15 protein-coding genes are annotated in these 22,202 nt (G+C 58.1%); 10 read left to right on the plus strand and 5 right to left on the minus strand.

The window, feature by feature from the left end:
* Window positions 1-50: 50 nt before the first annotated feature.
* Window positions 51-839, minus strand: a complete 789-nt coding sequence (locus HS103_07240; protein MBE7512593.1) for a gamma-glutamyl-gamma-aminobutyrate hydrolase family protein — start codon at window positions 837-839, stop codon at window positions 51-53.
* A 466-nt stretch (window positions 840-1,305) separates the two neighbouring features.
* Between HS103_07240 and HS103_07245 the strand changes: the two genes are divergently transcribed.
* The 5 genes from HS103_07245 to HS103_07265 all read left to right on the plus strand — a co-directional run bounded on the left by HS103_07245 (window position 1,306) and on the right by HS103_07265 (window position 8,631).
* Entirely contained in the window at window positions 1,306-3,147 is a 1,842-nt protein-coding gene (locus HS103_07245) for an SUMF1/EgtB/PvdO family nonheme iron enzyme (GenBank protein MBE7512594.1), read from the plus strand.
* 269 nt (window positions 3,148-3,416) lie between these two features.
* Entirely contained in the window at window positions 3,417-5,102 is a 1,686-nt protein-coding gene (locus tag HS103_07250) for a 5'-nucleotidase C-terminal domain-containing protein (protein ID MBE7512595.1), read from the plus strand.
* A 173-nt stretch (window positions 5,103-5,275) separates the two neighbouring features.
* A complete protein-coding gene (gene aroB, locus HS103_07255; protein MBE7512596.1) occupies window positions 5,276-6,355 on the plus strand; it encodes a 3-dehydroquinate synthase in 1,080 nt (359 codons plus the stop codon).
* A gap of 78 nt (window positions 6,356-6,433) precedes the next feature.
* A complete protein-coding gene (locus HS103_07260; GenBank protein ID MBE7512597.1) occupies window positions 6,434-6,910 on the plus strand; it encodes a hypothetical protein in 477 nt (158 codons plus the stop codon).
* Window positions 6,911-6,954: 44 nt separating this feature from the next.
* Window positions 6,955-8,631: a toll/interleukin-1 receptor domain-containing protein gene (locus HS103_07265; GenBank protein MBE7512598.1), complete on the plus strand. Its 1,677-nt coding sequence runs from the start codon at window positions 6,955-6,957 to the stop codon at window positions 8,629-8,631.
* A 256-nt stretch (window positions 8,632-8,887) separates the two neighbouring features.
* Here the strand turns inward: HS103_07265 and HS103_07270 are convergent, their stop codons facing one another.
* Window positions 8,888-11,704 carry an SH3 domain-containing protein gene (locus HS103_07270; GenBank protein ID MBE7512599.1) on the minus strand — a complete coding sequence of 939 codons (2,817 nt, stop codon included), beginning with the start codon at window positions 11,702-11,704 and terminating at the stop codon, window positions 8,888-8,890.
* A gap of 1,164 nt (window positions 11,705-12,868) precedes the next feature.
* Here HS103_07270 and HS103_07275 point away from each other — a divergent pair.
* On the plus strand, window positions 12,869-13,264 hold the full coding sequence (locus tag HS103_07275; protein ID MBE7512600.1) for an SWIM zinc finger family protein: 396 nt from the start codon (window positions 12,869-12,871) through the stop codon (window positions 13,262-13,264).
* 11 nt (window positions 13,265-13,275) lie between these two features.
* Here the strand turns inward: HS103_07275 and HS103_07280 are convergent, their stop codons facing one another.
* The 3 genes from HS103_07280 to HS103_07290 all read right to left on the minus strand — a co-directional run bounded on the left by HS103_07280 (window position 13,276) and on the right by HS103_07290 (window position 17,346).
* Window positions 13,276-13,623, minus strand: coding sequence for a hypothetical protein (locus HS103_07280; GenBank protein ID MBE7512601.1), 348 nt, complete (start codon window positions 13,621-13,623; stop codon window positions 13,276-13,278).
* Between the two features lie 597 nt (window positions 13,624-14,220).
* Window positions 14,221-14,643 carry a hypothetical protein gene (locus tag HS103_07285; protein ID MBE7512602.1) on the minus strand — a complete coding sequence of 141 codons (423 nt, stop codon included), beginning with the start codon at window positions 14,641-14,643 and terminating at the stop codon, window positions 14,221-14,223.
* A gap of 267 nt (window positions 14,644-14,910) precedes the next feature.
* Window positions 14,911-17,346 (minus strand): S8 family serine peptidase, encoded by a 2,436-nt coding sequence (locus tag HS103_07290; GenBank protein MBE7512603.1) that lies wholly within the window; start codon window positions 17,344-17,346, stop codon window positions 14,911-14,913.
* Between the two features lie 238 nt (window positions 17,347-17,584).
* Here HS103_07290 and HS103_07295 point away from each other — a divergent pair, with 238 nt between their 5' ends.
* From HS103_07295 to HS103_07310, 4 genes are all read left to right on the plus strand, one after another.
* A complete protein-coding gene (locus HS103_07295) occupies window positions 17,585-20,512 on the plus strand; it encodes a GAF domain-containing protein (protein MBE7512604.1) in 2,928 nt (975 codons plus the stop codon).
* Window positions 20,505-20,915 carry a response regulator gene (locus HS103_07300; protein ID MBE7512605.1) on the plus strand — a complete coding sequence of 137 codons (411 nt, stop codon included), beginning with the start codon at window positions 20,505-20,507 and terminating at the stop codon, window positions 20,913-20,915. The genes HS103_07295 and HS103_07300 overlap by 8 nt, the downstream gene beginning before the upstream one ends.
* Before the next feature lie 284 nt (window positions 20,916-21,199).
* Window positions 21,200-21,625: a response regulator gene (locus HS103_07305; protein ID MBE7512606.1), complete on the plus strand. Its 426-nt coding sequence runs from the start codon at window positions 21,200-21,202 to the stop codon at window positions 21,623-21,625.
* A 6-nt stretch (window positions 21,626-21,631) separates the two neighbouring features.
* A complete protein-coding gene (locus tag HS103_07310; protein ID MBE7512607.1) occupies window positions 21,632-22,012 on the plus strand; it encodes a response regulator in 381 nt (126 codons plus the stop codon).
* Window positions 22,013-22,202 lie beyond the last annotated feature (190 nt).

The following is a 22,202-nucleotide window of genomic DNA, read 5'->3' on the forward strand; positions in this document are numbered from 1 at the left end:
CCCTTTGCCCCTCATCCGTGAAAGGGATAAGGAGCAAAGAAACTGAGCAGCTAATGCAGGTTGGCGTCTGTTCCCGAACGGGGCGCACTCACGCTGGCGCGGCGGGGCTGGCGCATCATCTTGATCGCCGCGTTCACAAAGGTATCAAAGAGGTTCTGCATCGCCGGATCGGTGGCGGCAAGGCTTTCTGGATGCCATTGGACGCCGATCACGAAATCGCGTTCGGTGTGTTCGACTGCCTCCACAACACCATCGGGGGCATAGGCGGCAACGCGCAGCGACGGCGCAACGCGATCCACCGCCTGATGGTGAAAGCTGTTCACCCGCGCCACGCCGCCCAAAATTCCGGCGAGGGCAGAGCCGCGCACGGTTTCCACACTGTGGGCAACCCATTCGCGTGGTTTTTCGGGGAAATATTGGTGGCGCATGGCGTCGGGGAGCATATCGGTCACGTCCTGATAGAGCGTGCCGCCCGCTGCCACATTCAGCAGTTGAGAGCCGCGACAGACGCCGAGGATCGGCTTGTTATCCGCCAGCGCCCAGCGCATCAGGGTCATTTCCGTCTCGTCGCGAAGCGCATCAATGCCGCCCGTTTTGCTGTACTTTTCCGCCTCGTAGAGTTCGGGGTTCAGATCGCCACCGCCCGCCATAAAGACACCATCGAGACGCTCATACAAATTGCGCAGCGTGTCTGAGCCTAAGGCAAGGGGAAGAATGACCGGGAGCGCCCCCGCACACTCCAACGCGCCAATGTAGGGACGGCTCATCCCAAAGCGCGGTGGCATACTTTCCGGGGCAGAGGTGTCGTAGAAACTCGGTATCCCGATCAACGGATTCATAAACGTCCCCTTTTACCTTGCGGGTGTGCGAAAATGGCTTTCAATACCCACTTTTTTGCTAAAAAGGGGGCAAGAAAGCCAACCTAAGATTATTTTTGTCTGAGTGTTGTGTAAAGGATAGCCGAAAAAGGGGTTCGGCGTCAACAGGTTTTGCTCACAAATATATTCTTATTTCGTTGTGCAGAGGGTACAACCAGATAAAAAACGGGGGTCAGGTGGACGCGGGGTTAAAACGCCCGCGCTAGGAATGATCACCCCGTTGGGGCTTAAACCAGAATACAGGATGCGCCTTTGCCTTCCAAGCCCCGTAGGGGTGGTTAGTCTCAGCCCGCTGCTTTAGCGGCGGGCGCATACTTTGGTGATCGCTTTTTGCAAATGTCCGTTTTGCAAATCCGATTCAGGCTATAATACCTTCGGTGTGGGGTCATCCAACCAATCTATTCCCTAACACGGAGACACGAGCGGCGTGAATAATCTCAGCGGGCAAACGCTCGGACAATATGAACTCAAAGCACTCATCGGACGCGGCGGTATGGCAAGTGTCTACCGCGCCTTGCAGCCCTCCATTAACCGCGAGGTGGCGATCAAGGTCATTCACAGTGATCTGCTCCATCAATCCCCCGACTTTTTAGCGCGGTTCAAGCGTGAAGCGCAGCTTTTGGCAAACCTGAGCCACCCCCATATTTTAAAGGTCTTTGATTACGGGCATCAGGATGATACGGTCTATATCGTCATGGAACTGCTGCACGGCGGCACGCTGAACGATTGGCTGCGCAAGGGGCATGTCTCCCCACCGCACGCGCTCCGCATGTTGGCGCAGATCGGCGCGGCGCTGGATTACGCCCACGCCCGCAACATCGTCCACCGTGACCTGAAACCGCAGAATGTCTTGTTGGACGAGGCGGAAAACGCCTACCTGACCGACTTTGGCATTGCCAAGCTGCTCCATAACCCCTCGCTGACCGCCACCGGACAGACGGTGGGGACGCCTTCTTACATGGCGCCCGAACAGTGGGATCCTACAAAAGAGGTGGACGCACGGGCGGATATTTACAGCTTGGGCGTCATTGCTTATGAAATGCTCAGCGGGCGCGTCCCTTTTGGCTCGCAGACCTCTGTCCACCTGATGTACGAACACCTGACGAAGATTCCGCCCTCCCCCCGCGAATTCAACGACAAAATCCCGCAGTACGCCGAATCGCTCTTGCTCCGCGCCCTTGCCAAAGACCCGGCGGTGCGCTTTAACGCAGCCGGCGAATTCACTGAGGCGCTGAAGGCATCCTACAATTACGATACGGCGACGATGGACGCCTTCCCTCACCCTCGGCGCAGCGTGCCGGGCTGGATCTTGGCGGCGGGGCTTGTCTCGGCGGCGCTGATCGTCCTCGTTGCCTTTGCCGCCTTGCGCGGGACACCCGCCACGAACCCAACCGCAACCCGCGCCGCCACCTCCGCTGTTGTGCAGGTAACGATAACCCCGCTGCCCGTGACGGCGGCTGCCTCCAACGCCACGCCCATGCCCGCCGCTGGCGCCACACGCACCGATGCGCTTGGTATTGCCCAAGTGTGGCTGCCGCCCGCCTGTTTTCAGATGGGCAGCAACCCGGCGCTCCGCCGGGAAGCCGATCCTAACGAAACGCCGCAGCATAAGGTTTGCCTGAGCCGGGGCTTCTGGATTGACCAGTATGAGGTGTCGAACGCTCAATACCAAGCCTTTATTGATGCCGGCGGCTATGACAATGCCCGCTATTGGTCGCTAGAGGGGTGGGCATGGTTGCAAGCAGAAGGCGTTGGCGCTCCGCAGCCCTTCAGCGGTTTTGATGCCCCTAACCAGCCCCGCGTGGGGGTTTCGTGGTACGAGGCGGAAGCCTATGCCCGTTGGCGCGGAGGGCGCTTGCTGACCGAGGCAGAGTGGGAATACGCGGCAACAGGCGGGACAACCCGCCGCTACCCCTGGGGGGATGATTACAAAGCGGGCAGCGCCAACCTCAACGACTCAGCGATGAACGGAAACCCCTTGTTCAAGACTGCACCCGTCGGAACGTACCTCACAGATCGCGCCCCAAACGTCATCTTTGATCTCGCCGGCAACGTCCGCGAGTGGGTTGCCGATTGGTATGACCCGCAGGTGTATCAAAACCGGAATGAGATCAGCGATCCGCTTGGGGTGATGAATGGCGAGGCGCGTGTTTTGCGCGGCGCGTCGTGGTCAGACGGTCCGAATCAGGGGCGAACGGCGCACCGCAGCAGCGGCAAACCCGGCGTCCGCTCGATTGATGTGGGCTTTCGGATTGCCTTGCCCAATTAGGCTGAGGGCAATCCAAATTTTGGCAGACGCGCGGCGGCGCTGCTTCCATGGGCGACCACACAGCGCTGCCCCTACAGCGCGGTGTGGGCAGCAGAGACCATTAAAAGCTCACCTCAGGCAGGTGGGTTTGTTTATCCTGTGTTTTAGGAAAGGGGGAGTTTGAAGGGAACGCCCCTCAAAACTGGATTCCCCCTCTCCCCACGAGGAGAGAGGGGGCTAGGGGTGAGGGTGACTGCATAAAGCCCATTAAACGAAAAGGGAATCCGTTCATGCGTTCATTTACCAACCATCTCATCTCCATGCGGGGTCTGCTCTTGGGGTGTCTGATCACCGCCCTTTTGTGGGGTGGTTTCGCCCTGCCAACAAAAGCACAAGACACCACGTATACGCTGACGATCATGCACACGAACGACACCCGCGCCCGCCACCTGCCCGAAAGCAGCGGTGATGGCGGCGCCGCCCGTGAGGCAACCGTGATCAAGCAGATTCGGGCAAAGGCGAAAAATTCGATCCTGCTTGATGCGGGCGGGCGCTTCACCGGAACGCTGTTTCATAAAATCTATAAGGGCGCCGATAACGTCCAGATCATGAATCTGCTCGGTTATCAGGCAATGACGCTCAGCAATACCGAATTTGACGACGGCGACCAAACGCTGCTGCGCTTTATTGAGGGGCTTAATTTCCCCGTCGTGTCCTCAAACATTGACGCCAGCCGCTCCATTTTGGGCAACAAAATCCTCCCCTCGGTGATCATCGAAGTCAACGGCGAGAAGATCGGTATCCTCGGCTTGACGCCTGCCGACACCCCTCGGCTATCCTCGCCCGGTCAGGCAATCGCCTTCAACGGCGGCTATGCCAACGCCATTCAACGGCAAGTCATCCTGCTTGGCAACGAGGGCGTCAACAAAATCATCCTCCTCTCGCAGATTGGCTATCAGGCAGATCAGGCGTTGGCGGCGGAAATTTCCGGCGTCGATGTGATCATCGGCGGGAACAGTTGGAGCCTTCTGAGCAACCGCTACCGCGTTGATAACCCCGCCTATGTTTACCCCACCGTCGCCCAGAGCAAAGACGGCGAACCCGTCTTAATCGTCCAAGCGGGCGGCGGGAATTTGCTCTTTATGGGGCGGCTGGATGTCACTTTCAACGCCGAGGGCGTTGCCGAGACATGGGCGGGCGATACGATCTTCCTCTCCCAATACATCGCCCCCGATCCGGCGGTGTCAGCCGTCGTCAGCGGTTTTCAGGTGAAGGTGGACGAACTGCTGACGACGCCCATCCGCACGCTCAAAAATGAACCCGCCAACGCAACGGGCGAGTTTCCCTTTGATCGCCGCAATGCTGCCCTTGATTGTCGCGGCGAAGAATGTGCCCTTGGCAACTTGATTACCGATGCTATGCGCTTTGAATCGGGGGCGCAGATCGCCATTATGAACGGCGGCGCCATTCGCGCCGGACTGCCCGCAGGGACGATTACGAACGGTGAAATCCTCGAAATTTTGCCCTTCGAGAATCTACTCTCTACCTTCAAACTGCGCGGCTCGGATGTCGTTTTGGCGCTAGAAAACAGCGTGTCTCGCGTCGATGCTGACAGCGGCACAGGACGCTTTTTACAAGTCTCCGGGCTGCGCTACAGCTATCTGCTAAGCGCCCCCGTCGGGGAGCGCATCGTCAGTGTGGAGATCGCCAGCGAGGATGGAAAGTCGTTCACGCCCATCGTCCCCGATACGATCTACACGGTTGCCACCATCGATTTCCTGCGGCGCGGCGGCGATGGCTATAATGTTCTCGCGGAGAAGGCAATTGACTCTTACGATTTTGGGCGGTTCATCTCCGAAGTCGTGATCAATTACATCGAATTCAACAGCCCTGTCACACCGGCAGTTGAGGGGCGCATTCTGATCGTGGAGAGTGGGGACGCGCCCGCCGCGCCAACGCCCACCACCGCCCCGTAGGAAAAAGAACCCAAGCCCCCTATCCCCTCTCCCACGGGGAAAGGGCAAAAGCGGGCGTGTTACCGCACGCCCCTACAGCGCGTCCCCATAGGGTGGGGTGGAGGTCGGGGCGACCATAGAGCATCGCCCGACGAGTGTAGCAGCCAACGAGGAAACCGGACAAAAAACAAGCCATGATCCACCCTAGCACTCCCCTCACCCTCTCCGTCAAAACGCCGGAGGGGGCATACCCCATTCACATTGGCGACGGGCTGCTTGATGCCTTCCCTGCCCTGCTGACGGCGCAAGGCATTGGCGGAGCGCCGATCCTCGTCACGAACACGACCCTTGCCCCGCTCTATGGGGAGGCGCTTGCCGCCCGTTTGGGCTGCCCGCTGGTCGCCCTCCCCGATGGCGAAGCGTTCAAAACACTGGACACCGTGCGGACGCTCTATGATGCTTTCCTTCAGGCGGGGGTGGATCGGGGCGGCGTGGTGATCGCTCTCGGCGGCGGTGTGATTGGGGATATGGCGGGCTTTGCGGCGGCAACCTTTCTACGCGGGGTGACCTTTGTCCAAGCACCCACCAGCCTTTTAGCGATGGTTGATGCCAGCGTCGGCGGCAAGGTGGGCGTCGATCTGCCACAGGGAAAGAATCTTGTGGGGGCGTTCAAACAGCCCGCCCTCGTCGTCATTGATCTAGCGACGCTGCGCACGCTCCCGCCGGAAGAATGGCGCTGCGGGGTTGCTGAGACGATCAAGCACGGGTTGATTGCCGATCCCGATTTGCTGTATCTTGAGCGCTACATGCACAGCGGCGATCCGGCGGCGGCGGCGGCGGGATTTGTGCCGCAGTCCGTCGGAATCAAGATCGCCGTTGTCGAAGCCGACCCCTACGAACACGGGCAGCGCGCTCACCTGAATCTGGGGCATACCTTTGCCCACGCGGTGGAGCGCGTCAGCGGCTTTGCGTGGCGGCATGGCGAGGCGGTGGGCATTGGGCTGATCGCCGCCGCGCGGCTTTCGGCGGCGCTGAACCTCTGCGAGCCGGAACTGCCCGCCCACGTGGAATCCCTCGTGGCGGGGGTGGGCTTGCCCACACACCTTTCGGGGATGTCTGCCGCCGACATTGCCGCCGCGATGGAGACGGACAAAAAACGACAGGGCGCTGATCTGCGTTTTGTGCTGCTCCATGCGCCGGCATTCCCGCTGGTGCGGGGGGATATCCCTACCGAAACCGTGATCGCCGTACTGCGCACCTTAGGAGCGAACTAAAGCCCCCCATCCGCTGCCCCGTGCTATAATGTCCCCATGCGCACACATAGCTAACTTAACGACGCAGGGGGCAACCCAATGAACACTACTCAAACAACCATTTTGATCTTTGGGGCGGTGGTGCTGATCGTCATATGGGCGATGGCGCTCATGAATAGCCGCCGCCCGCCGGCTGCCCCCGCGCCGTCCTATTGGCCCCCCGTTTTTTTTCACCCCGAATGGGAAGTTCCCATTGCCGATGACGATGCCGAACCAACCGGTCAGTTTCGGATTCCCGTTCCTGACGACAAAACAAGTCAGGTGGCGCGGACGCCCGTCACCCCGTTGGCGACTGTTGCCCCCGTCCCCGATATTCCGCCCCTCCCCACCGCCAAGGAGGACAACATCCACCTTCCCAAAGGCATGGCACGGGGGATGAAAGTCAGTGACATGACAAACCCCAAACCGTTTGGCGACGATGAGCCGACGAATCCGAGGGTGATGCGTCCTAACCTGCCGAGCAGCGATCAGGGCAGTCCGGGCGATGAGCCAACCTCACAGATTCCAAAAAAATAAGCTGAGACACACCCACTATACCGAACGAGAGGCATTATCCCTATATGTCTGATGTCTATCTTTTCTATGCCCCAGACGATGCCCCCCGCGTAGAGGGCTTGCGCCGTGAGTTAAACGCTGTGGGGCTAAAACCCTTCATGGTCGGTCACTATGCCCGCTCCCGCGAGACGTGGAGCGATTCGATCCTCTTTAAGATGCAAGAGGCACGCTTTATCATCATCGTGATCACCCGCAACGCCGAAAAATTTCAGCCTCTCCGGGCGTGGTGGGATGAAGCCGATAAGCAAAGCCTGCCCATCTTTACCTTATTGTTGGAAGAAGCGCCAAATTTGCGCTCGCGCTATATGAAACACGTCATGCTGACGATGACGACGCTCCCCGCCTTTTTGCGGGCGCTGCGCCCCGTCCCGCTGCCTTCTGTGGGGGAGGACACTGAGGACGGTTTGCTGCTGGACGATGTGTTGGTCGCCAAAGAGTCTGCCGCCCCGCCAACACCCGAACCCGTTAGGGAAAAACTCGGCTCAAAGCCGGCTGGCAAGCCTGTGACGAAACCGCTGACCACACCCACCCCGAAAAAAGCGCCGCAAGAGCCGCCCGCCGAGACGCCGCCGCCGCCCCAAGCGCTGCCCGCCGCCAGCAAGGACGAAGAAGAACAGCGCAAAAGCGACTCGCCGCGCCGCACCTGGAAACCAGACCGCGATAACGAGAAAACGCAGCCGCTGCCTCCGATGCGGGGAATTACCCCCCCTGAACAGCCCAAGCCCCCCGCGCCGCCTGCCTCTCCCGCCCCGCCCGCCCCTATCGCTGCCGCCCCTGTGGGGGGCGTGTCGGCTGGTGAGGGGGCACCGGGCGGCACAGACGATCTGCGCGGCGGGGGGGTCAGCACCGAGGATGTGCGCTTCACGGGGTTTGCCCCCCGTCAGGCGGCGGTGGATGAGTGGTACAGCCTGCTCGTCTACACCCATATTGACGCCGCCCTTGATAAAGTCCGCCGCGATGCGGATCGTTTCAAGGCGGAGATGGGCGGCAACCCCCGCGAGGCAAAGGCAAGCCCGCCCGCGAAACTGGCACGCGGCACAGAGATCAGCATCGTTCCCGCTTGCGAAGGGGTGATCTTTAACCCAGAGCGCGTCACCTTTAAATGGGCAGAGGATATGCACCGCGCTGATTTCCGCTTTCGAGCGCGGACGGATATGGCAGACCTTGCCGGAAACATCATCGTCTCAATCTTTGTAGGGGCGCTCATCGTGGGGACGATCAAATTGGGGATTCTGTTCACCGAGGCGGATGCCGCCCCCCCGCCGCAAGAGGTTCAGCCAACGGCAATCAGCGCCTCACTCTACAGCGCCAGCCAGATTTTCCCCTCCTACAGCCACAAAGATGAAGGGATCGTCCTTGCCTGCCGGAATGCCTACAAAGCGCTTGGTTACGACTTCCTGCGCGATAAAGATGCGCTCCGCCCAGGCGAGGATTGGAACGCCAAACTCGTTGAGTTCATCGAGAAAGCCGATATTTTCCAGTTGTTCTGGTCACCGCGTTCGGCACAATCGAAATATTGCCAAGAGGAATGGCAGTACGCCCTGAAGTTGATGCAAGCGCGGAAGAAACCCGCCGCCTTTATCCGCCCCGTCTATTGGGAGCGGGATACGTTCGTCGCCCCCCCGCCAGAATTGGGCAGCCTCCATTTCGCCTTTGTCGATCTCCCTAAAACGACGCCATAGGGCTGGCGTCCGCCCCGTCGCCCGCCGCTAAAGCAGCGGGCTAAGAGTAACCACCCCTACGGGGCTTGGAAGGCAAAGGCGGCACGGTGTATTCCGTTTTAAGCCCCAACGGGGTGATTAGTCCTAGCGCGGGCGTTTTAACCCCGCGCGCCCCTACGGGGCTTGGAAGGCACCCCGTGTTGTATTTAAGCCCCAGCGGGGTGATCATGCCTAGCGCGGGCGTTTTAACCCCGCGCCCCCCCTACGGCAAGGAAAACTACCTCCCCATCCACTGCAAGCCATAGGCTTTCCCGCGTGAGGCGATGTATTCTTGCACCTTCCCCTTGCTTTCCCCCTCCACAGAGACAAGGTACGTTTTTGTGCCGTCGTCAAAGGTCACGTAGAGCGTTGTGTACTTCACGCTCTCCAAGCGCGTGATCCGAGGGAAATTGGGCAAGAGAATCGGCGCAATGTTCCCCAGACCAAAGTAGATCATCGTGCCGCGCTGGTTGGGGACAGTGCAGAGGAACATGATCCCCTTCTCTCGCCATGTGCTTGGGTAGGTGCAGGATGCGCCCTCTGGCTGATCTTTATAGAGCGTCTCGTTGTTAAGCGCTGTCGCCTTGCGATAGAAGATGAGGCTGCGTTCCCCTTCTTGGCGTTCATAGTACAGGTTGGCATTGATCACTACCGGGTTCGCCGCGTTCGCCACCACCACACGGATACAGTCCGGGGAGGCATTGTTTTCTCTGCACAGGTCAACTTTGATGCGTCCGATGTGGCGCCCGCCTGACTCGTCTTGCAGTGTTGCCCACATCTCTTGCCCGCCGTACCATGCCAAGCGCGATTCAGGGACAAATGCCAAGCCTGTTGGTGCGTCAATCTGCCCGGCAAACTTTTCGTACAGACCATAGTGGATGATCAAGCGACTCACCCCGTCTGCCCCTGTACGCAGGTAGGCAAAGCGTTTTGAGATTGGTTCATATGCCAGACTCGTCTCGCTCTCACCTGTGTTTGGCGTCAGGGGAACAGCTTCTCCGTGCTTTAGGTAGTAAATGTCCGTCGATTTTCCATCGGCAGAGATGCCGATGAACAAGCCGACGCCTTCACTCAGATCGTCGCGGACAATGCGCGGGGTAAGGATGACCGCCGCCTCGACCCGCGTCTTGGTTGTTTCGCCGCCGCCGCCACCGCCGCCGATAACTTCCTCCACAACGGTGAGCGGCGTCTCCAAGATGGGCGTCACTTCAACGGTTGTGAATCCGGCGGGGGTGTCGGGGGAGCTTCCCAACGCCACCTCTACAGGCAGTTCGGGCGCTTCGGGCGAGCCAAGCACGGGCAAGAACGACGCATTCGCCGGCAGTTCGGGCGTTTTGCGATAGTTCAGAAAGTCCGACGCGGCGCTGCATGAGTCAAGGGCGTTCGTGATTCGTTCGCGCACTTCGGCGGCGGGGTTCAAGCGGAGAAACTGTGCTTCCCAGTCTGGACAAGCGGCAAAGCGGTTGTTTGCCGCCGGCGGGCGCCCGCGCCGCTTGGTGATGTTTTCAAGGATGCCGCTCACGTCACAGTCGTCCGATCCCTCTGCCGCTTTGCCCACTGTTGTGACAACATCGCGCACATCGACGCCCAATTGAAGGGCATAGTGGGTGATTTTAAAGGCGGCGTTGGGCTTCAGCTTACAGGAATCTTGTAAGCCCTTGTAAAAGGCATCTTCCGTCGGGGTGAAGTCCTCTAGGGCAATGACACCCTTCACCAGCGCACAGGCATCCGCGTCGGTTTCGTTCAGGTTTAGGGCGAAATCCTTCACATAGACGCCGATCCGTTCGCGGTGGCTGACCGTGCTGTTTGGCAAGCAGCGGGCAATCGTGGCATCGACAACCGCTTCGGGGGGCAGGTTCGTTAGGGGCATTGTCCCGCGCAGCACGGCAAGTGTGTTGTCGCAGGCGCTTCCCGCCGCCCCAATCTGGTCGATCAGGGCATTGAGGAGGGTGACCCCATCATTCCCTTTGGCAAGCGTCAGCGCATATTGGACGAATTCGGGGGCAAGCTGTGGGCAGCCACCCAAAAGAACATCAACGCTTTTGTAGGTAATCGCCTCAATATCGGGGGGGAGGACATCCAAAACGGGGTTGATGATCGAGTCGTAGCCTTTGGGCGCCAGGCTGTCCACCGTCGGGCGTCCATTCAGGGTGTTGCAGTTTAGCCCGCCAATGCGCGAGACGCTCATGCTGACCCACCCTTCAACCCCGTTGAACATGATCCCGTAAAAGTTGTTTTCCTCATCGATCCGCGTGACGCCGAAACGCCCTTCGCTGCGCAAAAACTGACCGAGGGCAACGGAATTCGTCGTCGGCTGGCTGCGAACGTTCACCTCCAGCGTGTTCCCCGGCTGCGCCGTAAGGTTGCAGGGGGCGAAGGGATCGGGCGAGAGCGCCGTCACGATTTTCACGGGGGGGAGGGCGGTGGGGGTGGGTTCAGGCGCTGGCATTTCATGCGGGCAGCCGGGTCCAAGCAGGCTGTCCAAATAGCCAAAGACGGTTGGGCAGCGGTCGTCCACATCAAGGACGCCATCATCATCGAAATCATAATCAATCGGACAGCCCTGATTAGAAGGGGGTCCTAGTTCGCCCACACATTGATCAATCGGGTAGCCCGAATAACCGGGGAAGGGGGGTTCAAACACCCCGTCCCCGTCTGTGTCCGGGCAGCCGAAGGGAGTAAGCCCGGCGGTGGTCGGACACAAATCCGTTTGCCCCGGATAGGGCGGGTCGTATATCCCATCCCCATCGGCATCAGGACAGCCCACCGGCGCTACGCCAACGGTAGTCGGACATTGGTCGGTAGGACCGGGGAAGGGGGGATCGTACACGCCGTCCCCATCCGCATCCGGGCAGCCAACGGGCGCTACGCCGGGGGTTGTCGGGCATTGGTCAACATCATCGGTTACCCCATCTCCATCTGTATCGGGTGGGGGGCAGCCATTGTAGGTGGGCAGACCGGGCGTATCGACGCAGGCATCAAGGTAGTTGGGAACGCCATCATTGTCATTATCTGGGGAAATATTGCAATATCGATAGGGACCAACGATTGTCATTGTACATGACGGGGATCCCAACATTCCGCCGGCGGTGATAGTGAAAACTGTTCCATCCCCTGCGCCAGTAAAGCAAGAAACGAACCCTCCTATCTGAAGCCATAGATAACCACTAGGAATGTTAAACCCACTTGTAAATCCACCACATGGTGGAAGTGTAAAATTGTAGATTGTAGGTCCAGCGTTATCGGCATAGACAACGGGATTAACACCAAATATTCCAACATGAGGAGTGCTTGGATCATCACTGAAAGTCAATGTGGTTAGCGTTGGTGCCTGTGCATGAACCGTAGTCACAATGCCGATCGTGACAATAAGTACAAACAAGATGGCGAGGCGTTTCTTCATGATGCATCCTTTCGCATGACGTAAGCGGCGATATGACGGTGTGGAACGGCTTTTCCTTTGTCCGAAAAAATCATCCCTACAGACTCGAACGAAAGTGTTCACTTACCTTGTGTCTAAGACGGGTTATTAAAACAAACCTTATTATAACGAAAAACGAATCCTGATAAACTATTTTTCACACAAAATTCGTTTTGAATTCACATAGGAGACTTTGGTGCTGGTGACGCCGCACGGGATGCCTTTCAAGCCCCGTAGGAGGGCGCGGGGTTAAAACGCCCGCGCTAAGGCTGATCACCCCGTTGGGGCTTGAAACGGAATACACCGTGCCGCCTTTGCCTTTCAAGCCCCGTAGGGGTGGTTACGCTTAGCCCGCTGCTTTAGCGGCGGGCAACGGGGGGAGGGCGCGGGGTTAAAACGCCCGCGCTAGGAATGATCACCCCGCTGGGGCTTAAACCAGAATACAGGATGTGCCTTTGCCTCCCAAGCCCCGAAGGGGTGGTTACGCTTAGCCCGCTGCTTTAGCGGCGGGCAACGGGGGGAGGGCGCGGGGTTAAAACGCCCGCGCTAAGGCTGATCACCCCGCTGGGGCTTAAAACGGAATACAGGATGCGCCTTTGCCTTTCAAGCCCCGAAGGGGTGGTTACGCTTAGCCCGCTGCTTTAGCGGCGGGATCACTGGGGTTACAATGCCAACACACCCATGAGGCACGTGCGCAGTCCCTCATCACAAGAACGGTGCGTTGAGCGCTGCCCTTGCCTTCTTAGAACTTATGTGCTATACTTATCGTATAGGACAATGGGTGAGGGAGGCTTAGCAATGCGCCCTGTAAACATCAAAGACTTGCAAGATAAAAGCCGCGATTTAGGCGTTCGGTTGTTTGATCCCGCCCGTCCTAACGACCCCTACACGGCAATTGTAGAGAGCCGCACCAGCAGCACGTTCAACCATGTGGTGACGCTCCGCTTCAACCGCAAGGGGGATATTCACGCCCGCTGCACCTGCACATGGGCGCGGTATGGAGGGGTTGCCTGCGCCCATGTCTTGGCGGCGCTCTCCAAACTGGCGGAGCGCAAAGAACGGACGCTGAGTTTTTGGCTTTCGGCAGAGGAAGCACAGCGCCAAAAACAGCGCGTGCTGCGTTTGCTTAGCGAGGAAGGGGCGATCTACATCACCAGCCGCCGCGAACACAGCGCAACGGCTGAGGCAGGCTAACGACAGAAGGGCTAAACCCCCGCTGCCTCGCGGAGCGCCTTTTCTTCATCGAGCCGTTCGCGCACTTTTGGGGGAATCGCCTCTACATGCGCCTCGATGTAGCGGAATTTCGTCCGCCGAAAGCCGAGGTTGTTTGCAGAGCCGGTTTCTTCCCGCCGTTCGACAAGGGTAATTTGCAAATTCAGGGTGGGAAGGGTGTACTTCGTGTGCCACCGATTGCCCCCCACAGAGACGCGGAAGATGTTCAGTCGTCCCTTTTTGTCCAAACTGCGAATGTGCGCTTTGGCGCGGTTGAAGCGCATTTTTGCTAATTTTTTGGCAAGGTCATCCATCTCGACCTGCCCGAAGACGACAGGCATCAGTCTCGCTCCGGTGTGTAGTATGTGAGGCGAAGGTTTCTTATATGCCCGAATTCTAACACGCTTTCAGAAGATTCTGTATGCGGGGTTGATAAAGAGGGTGTGGGCGCGGGCGACGGGGCGGTGAGGGCGCGGGGTTAAAACGCCCGCGCTAGGAATAATCACCCCGTTGGGGCTTAACAGAATACAGGATGCGCCTTTGCCTTCCAAGCCCCGTAGGGGTGGTTACTCTTAGCCCGCTGCTTTAGCGGCGGGCGACGGGGCGGTGGGGGCGCGGGGTTAAAACGCCCGCGCTAGGACTAATCACCCCGTTGGGGCTTAACAGAATACAGGATGCGCCTTCGCCTTTCAAGCCCCGTAGGGAGGGCGCGGGGTTAAAACGCCCGCGCTAAGGCTGATCACCCCGTTGGGGCTTGAATACAACACGGGGTGCCTTTCAAGCCCCGTAGGGGTGGTTACGCTTAGCCCGCTGCTGCGGTTGGGTTTTGAAATGACTGGTAGGTAACGTTTAAGGCAAGCCCTCACCCCCCGTTTATGCAGCTAATCTCAGGGAGAATCACACTGCTTTGCGTAAGGTGATTTAATGACTCATTCTACTCAGACTCCTTTGGAATTCAACCAATCGACAGCTTGTTCAAGGGTGAAAAAGAGGCTGATCTGCCGCGTCCCCCGCGTCGTTCGGATAAAGAGTTTCAAGATGGAGGTGATCAACCCTCGGGGGACAACCACCGCCACATAGCCGCTGAGCGTCGGGCGGATAAGGCGCACTTCTTTCATCATCTTTTGGGTATAGGGCGAGACGATCAAATTGGGGTTTGTCAGATCGTAAATGGCGGTGTAGGGGCGCGTCTCGTCCCATTCTTCAATCGTGCGCGTCATGATCTGTTTGGCGGCGTCGATATCGACACGGGTGCTGTCGGTGATCCGAAACACGGCGATCCGCCCATCTTCTAGCCAGCCGCGTGCAACATGATTCGTCATTGTCTCCACCTGAGACAAGGTAAGGTTTTTTGGGGTCATCACGAGAACTCCAAAAAGGGTACGCAAAAAATTTAAGCCTCCCCACCGATAGAACGTGCCGATGGGGAGGGGACACTGGTGGAACGAGATTCTGGTGATGTATTTGGTTCAGAACCCCTATCCCCCTACCCCCTTTCCCCGCAGGCAGAGAAAGGGGGATAGATTCCCTCTCTCTGTGACGGGGTGGGGGGGGGGCAGGGCTTCCAAGCCCCTAAGGGCGGCTGCTTTCAGCCCGCTGCTTTAGGGGCGTTACACTGCCAACCCACCCTAATCCCAACTGATTTTGAACGTTTTCGGCTCACTGATCGCCAAAACAGTCGGATTCTTGGGGTCTGTTGGGTCAAGAACGACAACTTTGTAGGCGATGCTGTTCACCGTGCGCGGAGTGGCATCGAACGCCTCATTATCAATGAAGAAGGCGACATCCTTAAAGCTGGTCTGTCGTCCCTTCACCTTGAAGCGCAAGCCCGCCCCCACCACACCGCCGATGTTGTAATCATCAACGGCTGCCGGAAGGGGTTTATTCGTCGCCGCATCGTAGAACAAAACGCCGACGACAAGTTCTTTGCCCTCGAAGTTCTCAAGCTCAAAGCTCACCGTAATGGTGAAGCCTAAACGCCCCTTGAACTTCACGTTGAACTTGGGGGTGATGTCGGTGAAGGTTGCTTTTGCCTCGGTGGTTACGGGCGTCTTTCCGCTGATAGGCGCTTCTGTATTGTTGTTTTCGGGCGGGGGGAGCGCGATCCGTCCCGTCCCAAAGAGGTTATCCTCGCCGCTGTCACCCAGATCGGTGACGTTTGCCATGAGGTACGCCTTCAGTTCGGCGCTGGAGAGATCGGGGAATGCCTGTTTGACGAGTGCGGCTACCCCCGCTGCGGCGGGCGCTGCGCCAGATGTGCCGCTGAAGCCATTGGTGTAGCCCGCCACCACTTCGTTTGTGGGGGCGGTCACATCGGGCTTGATGCGGCTGTCGGCGGTGGGTCCCTGCGAGCTGTAGGATTCAAGGACATCGTTCGATAAGCCCACCGCGCCAACGGTGAGGACGCTCCCCGCATCGCCCGGAATTGCCACGCTGCTCAGCGGCACTTGCGCCCAGGGGACAAAATCGGCGTTGGGAATCACAATGTCAATGACGTTATCAACTGTGCCGCGTGTGCGGGTGATATAGAGGTAGTAGATTTCGCCCGGAGTCGAGGAAAAACCGGTGATCTGGAAGGGGTAGTGCGTCCGCTTTCCATTCCGAATCTCAGCAGCGCTGACGATCTCCTTGCCGGCGCTATCCAAAACGAGGAAGTTGTATTCCGATTTTTCGCCGCCCGCCCAATTTCCATCCCAGTTCATGGCAACCGCTGTCACTGGGGAAAACGCCATAAAAGGCAGCAAATTGACATCCGTATCGAAGAAGTGCGCCTTGTTCTTCCCCTCGTTGAAGGTGAACACGGTGTGCGAGGTGGCGTAGTTCCCGGCGCTGTTCACCCACAGCGCCCCCGTCTGGCGCATGAATTCTTCGGAAAGCTGCGAACTGGGCGACGAGCCATCACGCGGACCGATCAGCCGAGCGACGGAGTAATTGACAATATCAACCTTTTGCGCGGCAAGAAAATCGAGCGCGGCAAAAAAGCTGACATCGCTGCCGTTATCGAAGTAGGCAATCACGATCTCGGCATCGGGGGCAATGCCATGCACCACCGCCGCACATGCCGTCCCATGATTGTTATCCTGCACGTTCAACTCATCGAGATCGACGTTCGCCGTCACCGTTGAGGGAAGCTGCGTCCCCAACAGGTCTTTGATTCCACCGAACCCCATATCCAAAATACCAACCTTCATGCCCTTGCCCGTGATTCCAGCGGCGTGCCATTTATCTGCGCCCATGGTCACCGCCCCAACCGAGGGCGAGCCTTGCAGTTTCGGTCCCAGGGAGGAGCTGACGGGGGCTGTCCCCCGGAAGCTGATCACATGGGGCGCGGTGGCAACTTGAACAAGGTAGCCAAGCAGCGAGCCGGGCGTTTGGTATTGGGCAAGCAGATCGAGGGCAATCCCGATCTCAACTTCATCGGTATCCAACAGGTAATCGTAGACGGCAACACCGAGGCGCGTTTCCAAGTCTGCCTTCAGCGCATCGTAGTTTGCCTTCTCGTCAACGCCCAGATAGCCGACGATCTCACCGTTCTTGTTGATATATTCGCGCTCAGCCGCCAGCTTTTCCACCGCCTCTAAGCCGCCCTCATCAAAGGCGATCAGCAGATCGAGGTAGGCAAGGGGGATGTTGAGCTTTTCGAGGATGCCGCTGTCCTTCAAAAACGCCGCCACCCCAGAAGCGCCTTCCGCCTCGTAAATGGCGATCACACGGCTGTAGAGTTCGGCAAAGTCAAATTGATCCGCCGTCAGGTCTTTCACCTGATCCAAATAGGGGGCAAGATCGGGAAAGGTGACCAACAGATCATCGAGGGAAGCCGGTGGGTCAAAAGGCGGCGGGGCGACGGGCGTCCCATTAATGCCATCCCCGGGCTGCGGTTTCACCGTTGGTTTGGGGGGTGTGGGTGTGGGGTTTTCGGGTCCGATATTCGGTCCCTTAGTGGGGGTTGCCTGAAGGGGCGGGTTTGCGTGAGCAACGCTGCCCACACCGGACGGGGCAACCGTCAAGGCAAAGACGGCAGCAAAAATCACCACCGCTGCGAGCATTAAACCAATGCGTTTCATATGCTGCGAACCTCCTGTGAAAGCCATACCGAATTTACTATACCACAATGCCGGACAGATGTAATCCTCTTAGCAGACGTTGATCAGACTATCATTGTTCCTTGTGGCTTGCAGCCACCCTGTCGTTTCACCTGTCTAAAAATACAGGTGAAAGACTCTCGGTCTAGATAGTACAGTTTTTGAACAAACTAGCGTACTGTTATAGATACCGCTAGAAACGAACAAGGTTTGGTGTTGTATGTTCCTGTCTTTGTTGTGGAAACGACTGACCGATCCCCATCCTTCTATCACCGATTTTGAAACACAGCGGAAAAGCCGCCTGCTTTCGGGGTTCATCGCTGTTTTGCTGCCCATGATATTATTCTACCTGTGGTATATGGTGAATTACCAAGAGTATTCGCCCCGCGCCCCGTTCGTCATCCTCACCTTTTGTGCCGCAATTGCCCTTCAATATGCCTTGAACCGGAGCGGGCGCTACCGCCTTGCGGCGTGGCTCTTTGTGGGGACGGGCTATATCAGCTTCCATGCCTTGCCCTTGCTCAATGTGTTGAACCTGTACGTATTGTTCTATACGTTCATCTCGCTGCTGCTCAGCGCGATCTTGCTCTCGGCGCAAATGACGATCATCCTCTTTGGGATCAGCCTGCTCTCACAGGGCGCAGCCTGGCTGTTTCTGCCCCAACGGGACATCATCCCTCTGGAAAACGCCGACGGCATCTTCTTCACCCTGATGAATGGCGGCATGGTGCTGATCTACATGATTCACCGGAACGCCATCGAAAACGAACGACGCTTGGAACTGCAAGCAGCGAACAACGCCCTTCGCCAATCGGAGGGGGCGCTTGAGCAGCGCGTAGAGGCACGCACCCGCGAGTTGGAATTGGCGTCGGAAACCTCTCGCTCAATCTCCACCCTGATGAACCTGAACGATCTCCTGAATCAGACAGTGAAACGCCTTCAGAACACCTTTGGGCTATACCTTGTCAGCATCTTCCTTTATGAACCCTTCGGACGGCGGCTGACGCTCCGCGCCACGACGGATGCCGCTTTGCAACTTCTGGATGAAGTCCTCCTCATCGGGCGCGATCAGAACCTTGTCACCGAGGCGGCAGAACGCCGTGAGTTGGTCTTGGTGAACGATGTGACCACAGTCCCTTTGTACCGCCCGCATCCGCTTGCCCCGCTCACTCGCTCTGAACTCAGCCTCCCTCTGCTGGTGGGTGGGGCGCTGGTGGGCGTCTTGGATTTGGAGTCGGAACAGACAAACCGCTTCACCGCTGATGATCAACGAGCCTTTGGCATTTTGGCGGGGCAGATCGCCATTGCCTTGAACAATGCCCGCCTCTTTGAGGCAACAGAGCGCTCCCGCCGGACGGCGGCGCTGCTGGCAACTACCAATTTGTGCATCTCCCAAGCAACGGAAGAACAAGACATTCTCGCCGCGATTAACGAGATCGTTGCTGAACAGCAGCCAGACACAATCAGCATGTCCTACATTCACTACGACAACACGGAGAGTCCGCAGCGCTTGGAAATTGTCGCTGTGCGGGATCGAGAGGGGAACAGTGTCCCGCTCGATAAGCTGCCGTTTCGCAGCCGCCGCCTTGCCGAATCGCCCATGATGGCGAACGTCTTGGGGCGGGGGGAGACGGTGTTCATTGAGGATATTAGCCAAGACGAACGCTGGTCAGCCGAGGACAAAGCCGCGCTTAGCCGCTATGGTGGGGTGGCAAACATTCTCCTCCCGCTCCGTTCGCGGGGGCGTTCCCATGCGACGATCCGCCTGTTGTGGAACACGGCACAGACCTTTAGCCCCGAATTTCGGGAGATGATCTCCACGATCATCCCCCGTCTGACGGATAACATTGCCGGACGGCGGGCGTACTTGGCTGCCCGTGCCGCCCGCGATCTGACCGAACGGCTTTACAGTGCCAGCCAAGAGATGAACGCCGCCCAACATTACAGCGATATTGTCCGAGCGGTAGCCGCGTACCTGAACGACCCCGCTTACAATGTTGTCCTGACCGCCTTTGAGGGCTTTGATTTGGCGACGGCAGCCCACTTTGAGGTATTGGCGCTGCGCCCATCGGGATCGGCGGAGGTATTTGAGCCGCACAACCGCTTTGATGCCGAACACCTTCGGACGTGGGTGACAGACAGTGTGTTCGTGGTGAACGACCTGAGCGTTCCCCATGACGCTATCCCGACCCAAACGGCTGACTTTCTGCGCCAAAGCGGGGTAGGGGCGTTCATGTATGCCCGCTTGCAAGTGGGGACGCGAATCATTGGCGGGTTGAACCTGACCCTTCCCACCGCCCATGAATTTACCTCAGATGAGATTGAGGCGATGCGGGCGTTGGGGCAGTTGTGCGCCTCGGCATTGGATCGCATCTGGCTCTACGCCGAACAAGTGCGCAGCGTTGACCAACTGCGCCTTGCCGATCAAATGAAAAGCCAATTTTTGGCGAGCATGAGCCACGAACTGCGGACGCCGCTGAACGCCATTCTAAACTTCACGGAATTTGTCTCAATGGGCGTCTTGGGACCCGTCACCGATGAACAAGTGGACGCCCTCGGCAAAGCGCTGAGCAGCGGGCGTCACTTGCTGGCATTGATCAACGATGTCCTTGATGTGGCGAAGATTCAAGCGGGGAAGATGAAGATGTTCCTTGAGGACAACGTGAACCTTGAGGAGGAGATCAAGACGGTCATTGCCGCCGCCGAATCGCTGTTGAAAAACAAACCGCTCCGCTTCATTCAAGATATTGACACGCCGCTGCCCCGCCTGCGTGTGGATCGCCGCCGCATCCGTCAGATTCTGCTGAATCTGCTCTCGAACGCTGTGAAATTCACCGAGAAGGGCAGCATCACGCTGAGCGTCAAACGCCGGGCAGCTGATCTCCTCTTTGCCGTGATCGATACCGGTCCCGGCGTTCGCCCTGAAGATCAGTCCGCTATTTTTGAAGCATTTTTGCAATCGGAAGAAGGGGTCAAGGCGGGTGGCGGCACAGGGTTGGGCTTACCCATCTCGCGCAGCCTTGCCGAGGCGCACGGCGGACGGCTTTGGCTAGAAAGCGAAGTCGGTGAGGGTGCATCATTCTTCTTCAGCCTGCCGCTGACGCCCACGCTCGAAAACGATGCCCTGCCGGAGGCGACTCATGCTTAGGGAGCATGTCTACCTCTATGTAGAGGATGATCCATTCAGCCGCGATGTGATGCGCCTGATCGCTAAGACGCAGTTGAAGACGAATCGCTTTTACATGTTCGAGGATAGTGGCTGTTTTGAAGAACGTCTAGGGGCGCTCCCCGAAGCGCCCGATGTGTTCCTCTTGGACATTCATCTGAAGCCGGTTGATGGCTTTGCCCTGCTGCGCAAGGTGCGCGAAAACCCGACCTATGCGGGGGCGTGCGTCGTCGCCCTCACCGCCAGCGTGATGAACGAGGAAGTCGAACGGCTGCGCGAAGCCGGCTTTGATGGGGCAATAGCCAAACCGCTGAACCTGACAACCTTTTCACAGGTGCTGCGCACCATCTTGGAAGGGCAAGCCGTGTGGCATATCGGGGAATAAGGACGCCGATCACGGCGTTTGGATGGGAAGGAGGGGCGGGCGTATGCGATGCGCCCCTACACCCCCCTCCGAAGAACTGGGTAATCTCTCTTAGGGCTTATGCCGTTGAACGTGTTTCCCTTGTATTCCTCGAACAGGGTAGATTGAGGGGGAAGCTCCCTCAAAAAAACGCATTCTCCCTCTCCCGTGCAGCGGGAGAGGGGGCTAGGGGTGAGGGCAAGGGCGTAACGCCTAATCTCTTTGGCAGCTCGTTATTGGCAGGCAGGGAGTAGAAAGGTCTCTTAATGGCAATACCACCGACAACAATTCTGCGGGGGAAAACGATCTTCTACATTGAAGATAACCCGGGTAACCGTTCGATTGTCCAGATGATTTTGGAGCGTGAAGGGGCGAAAATCGCCTATGACCGGTGGGGCAGCGAGGATGTCATTGCTAAGCTCAAGACGCGCTTACCCATTGACCTGATTTTGTGCGATCTGATGCTCCCCAACAACGTGACAGGCTATGATGTCTTTCACCGTATTCGGGAAGAAGCCGACTTGCGCACCATTCCGGTGGCGGTGGTTTCCGCTGCCGATCCGGGTTTAGAGATGAACCGCGCACGGGCAGAAGGGTTCGTGGGGTTCATCACCAAACCGATTCACCTGATTCGTTTTCCACAGCAAATCGCCCGCTTGTTGGCGGGTGAAACCGTTTGGGATGGAGAGTAACCGCGCATGGAAGCCTTGATTATTGACGATAACCCACTAAACGCCGATGTCCTCGTCCTGCTGCTCCAGCAGCAGGGCATTCATCCGGTTGCCCTTTCCGAGCCAAACGAGCTTGAGTCAGTTATGGCGACGGTGACCCCAAGCGTGATTTTCCTTGATTTGGAATTCCCGCGGACGACGGGCTTTGATGCGTTGAAGATCATCCAAGCCGATGAACGCCTGCACGATGTTCCCGTTGTCGCCTATACCGTCCACATTAGCGAGGTGGACACGGCGCGGACGGCGGGCTTTCATAGTTTCCTCGGCAAGCCGTTGAGCGCGCAGAAATTCCCGGCGCAGTTGAAGCGCATCCTTGCCGGAGAACAGGTCTGGGACCCGTACCAGTAGGGACGACCCGCACCCGCCCCTAAAAGGCGTGTCCGCAAAGAGGTCAGCCTAAGAGAGTCGCCAAAGTGCCGAGGGGTCTAGGCTCTGTTGGCAGAGTAATTCCCGTAGAGGCGCAATGCTTGCACCCATCGCCGCCGGTGAGCGCCCGCCGCTAAAGCAGCGGGCTGAAAGCAGCCACCCCTTCGGGGCT

The organism is Anaerolineales bacterium, from assembly GCA_015075625.1.
Lineage (GTDB): Bacteria > Chloroflexota > Anaerolineae > Aggregatilineales > UBA2796 > UBA2796.

Bases quoted from the DNA above. Each gene is read 5' to 3' on its own strand.
- HS103_07285 (MBE7512602.1), bottom strand. From the start codon at position 14,643: ATGACCCCAAAAAACCTTACCTTGTCTCAGGTGGAGACAATGACGAAT.
- HS103_07275 (MBE7512600.1), top strand. From the start codon at position 12,869: ATGCGCCCTGTAAACATCAAAGACTTGCAAGATAAAAGCCGCGATTTA.
- aroB (MBE7512596.1), top strand. From the start codon at position 5,276: ATGATCCACCCTAGCACTCCCCTCACCCTCTCCGTCAAAACGCCGGAG.
- HS103_07300 (MBE7512605.1), top strand. From the start codon at position 20,505: ATGCTTAGGGAGCATGTCTACCTCTATGTAGAGGATGATCCATTCAGC.
- HS103_07270 (MBE7512599.1), bottom strand. From the start codon at position 11,704: ATGACAATCGTTGGTCCCTATCGATATTGCAATATTTCCCCAGATAAT.
- HS103_07305 (MBE7512606.1), top strand. From the start codon at position 21,200: ATGGCAATACCACCGACAACAATTCTGCGGGGGAAAACGATCTTCTAC.
- HS103_07295 (MBE7512604.1), top strand. From the start codon at position 17,585: ATGTTCCTGTCTTTGTTGTGGAAACGACTGACCGATCCCCATCCTTCT.
- HS103_07265 (MBE7512598.1), top strand. From the start codon at position 6,955: ATGTCTGATGTCTATCTTTTCTATGCCCCAGACGATGCCCCCCGCGTA.
- HS103_07250 (MBE7512595.1), top strand. From the start codon at position 3,417: ATGCGTTCATTTACCAACCATCTCATCTCCATGCGGGGTCTGCTCTTG.
- HS103_07260 (MBE7512597.1), top strand. From the start codon at position 6,434: ATGAACACTACTCAAACAACCATTTTGATCTTTGGGGCGGTGGTGCTG.
- HS103_07280 (MBE7512601.1), bottom strand. From the start codon at position 13,623: ATGCCTGTCGTCTTCGGGCAGGTCGAGATGGATGACCTTGCCAAAAAA.
- HS103_07240 (MBE7512593.1), bottom strand. From the start codon at position 839: ATGAATCCGTTGATCGGGATACCGAGTTTCTACGACACCTCTGCCCCG.
- HS103_07310 (MBE7512607.1), top strand. From the start codon at position 21,632: ATGGAAGCCTTGATTATTGACGATAACCCACTAAACGCCGATGTCCTC.
- HS103_07290 (MBE7512603.1), bottom strand. From the start codon at position 17,346: ATGAAACGCATTGGTTTAATGCTCGCAGCGGTGGTGATTTTTGCTGCC.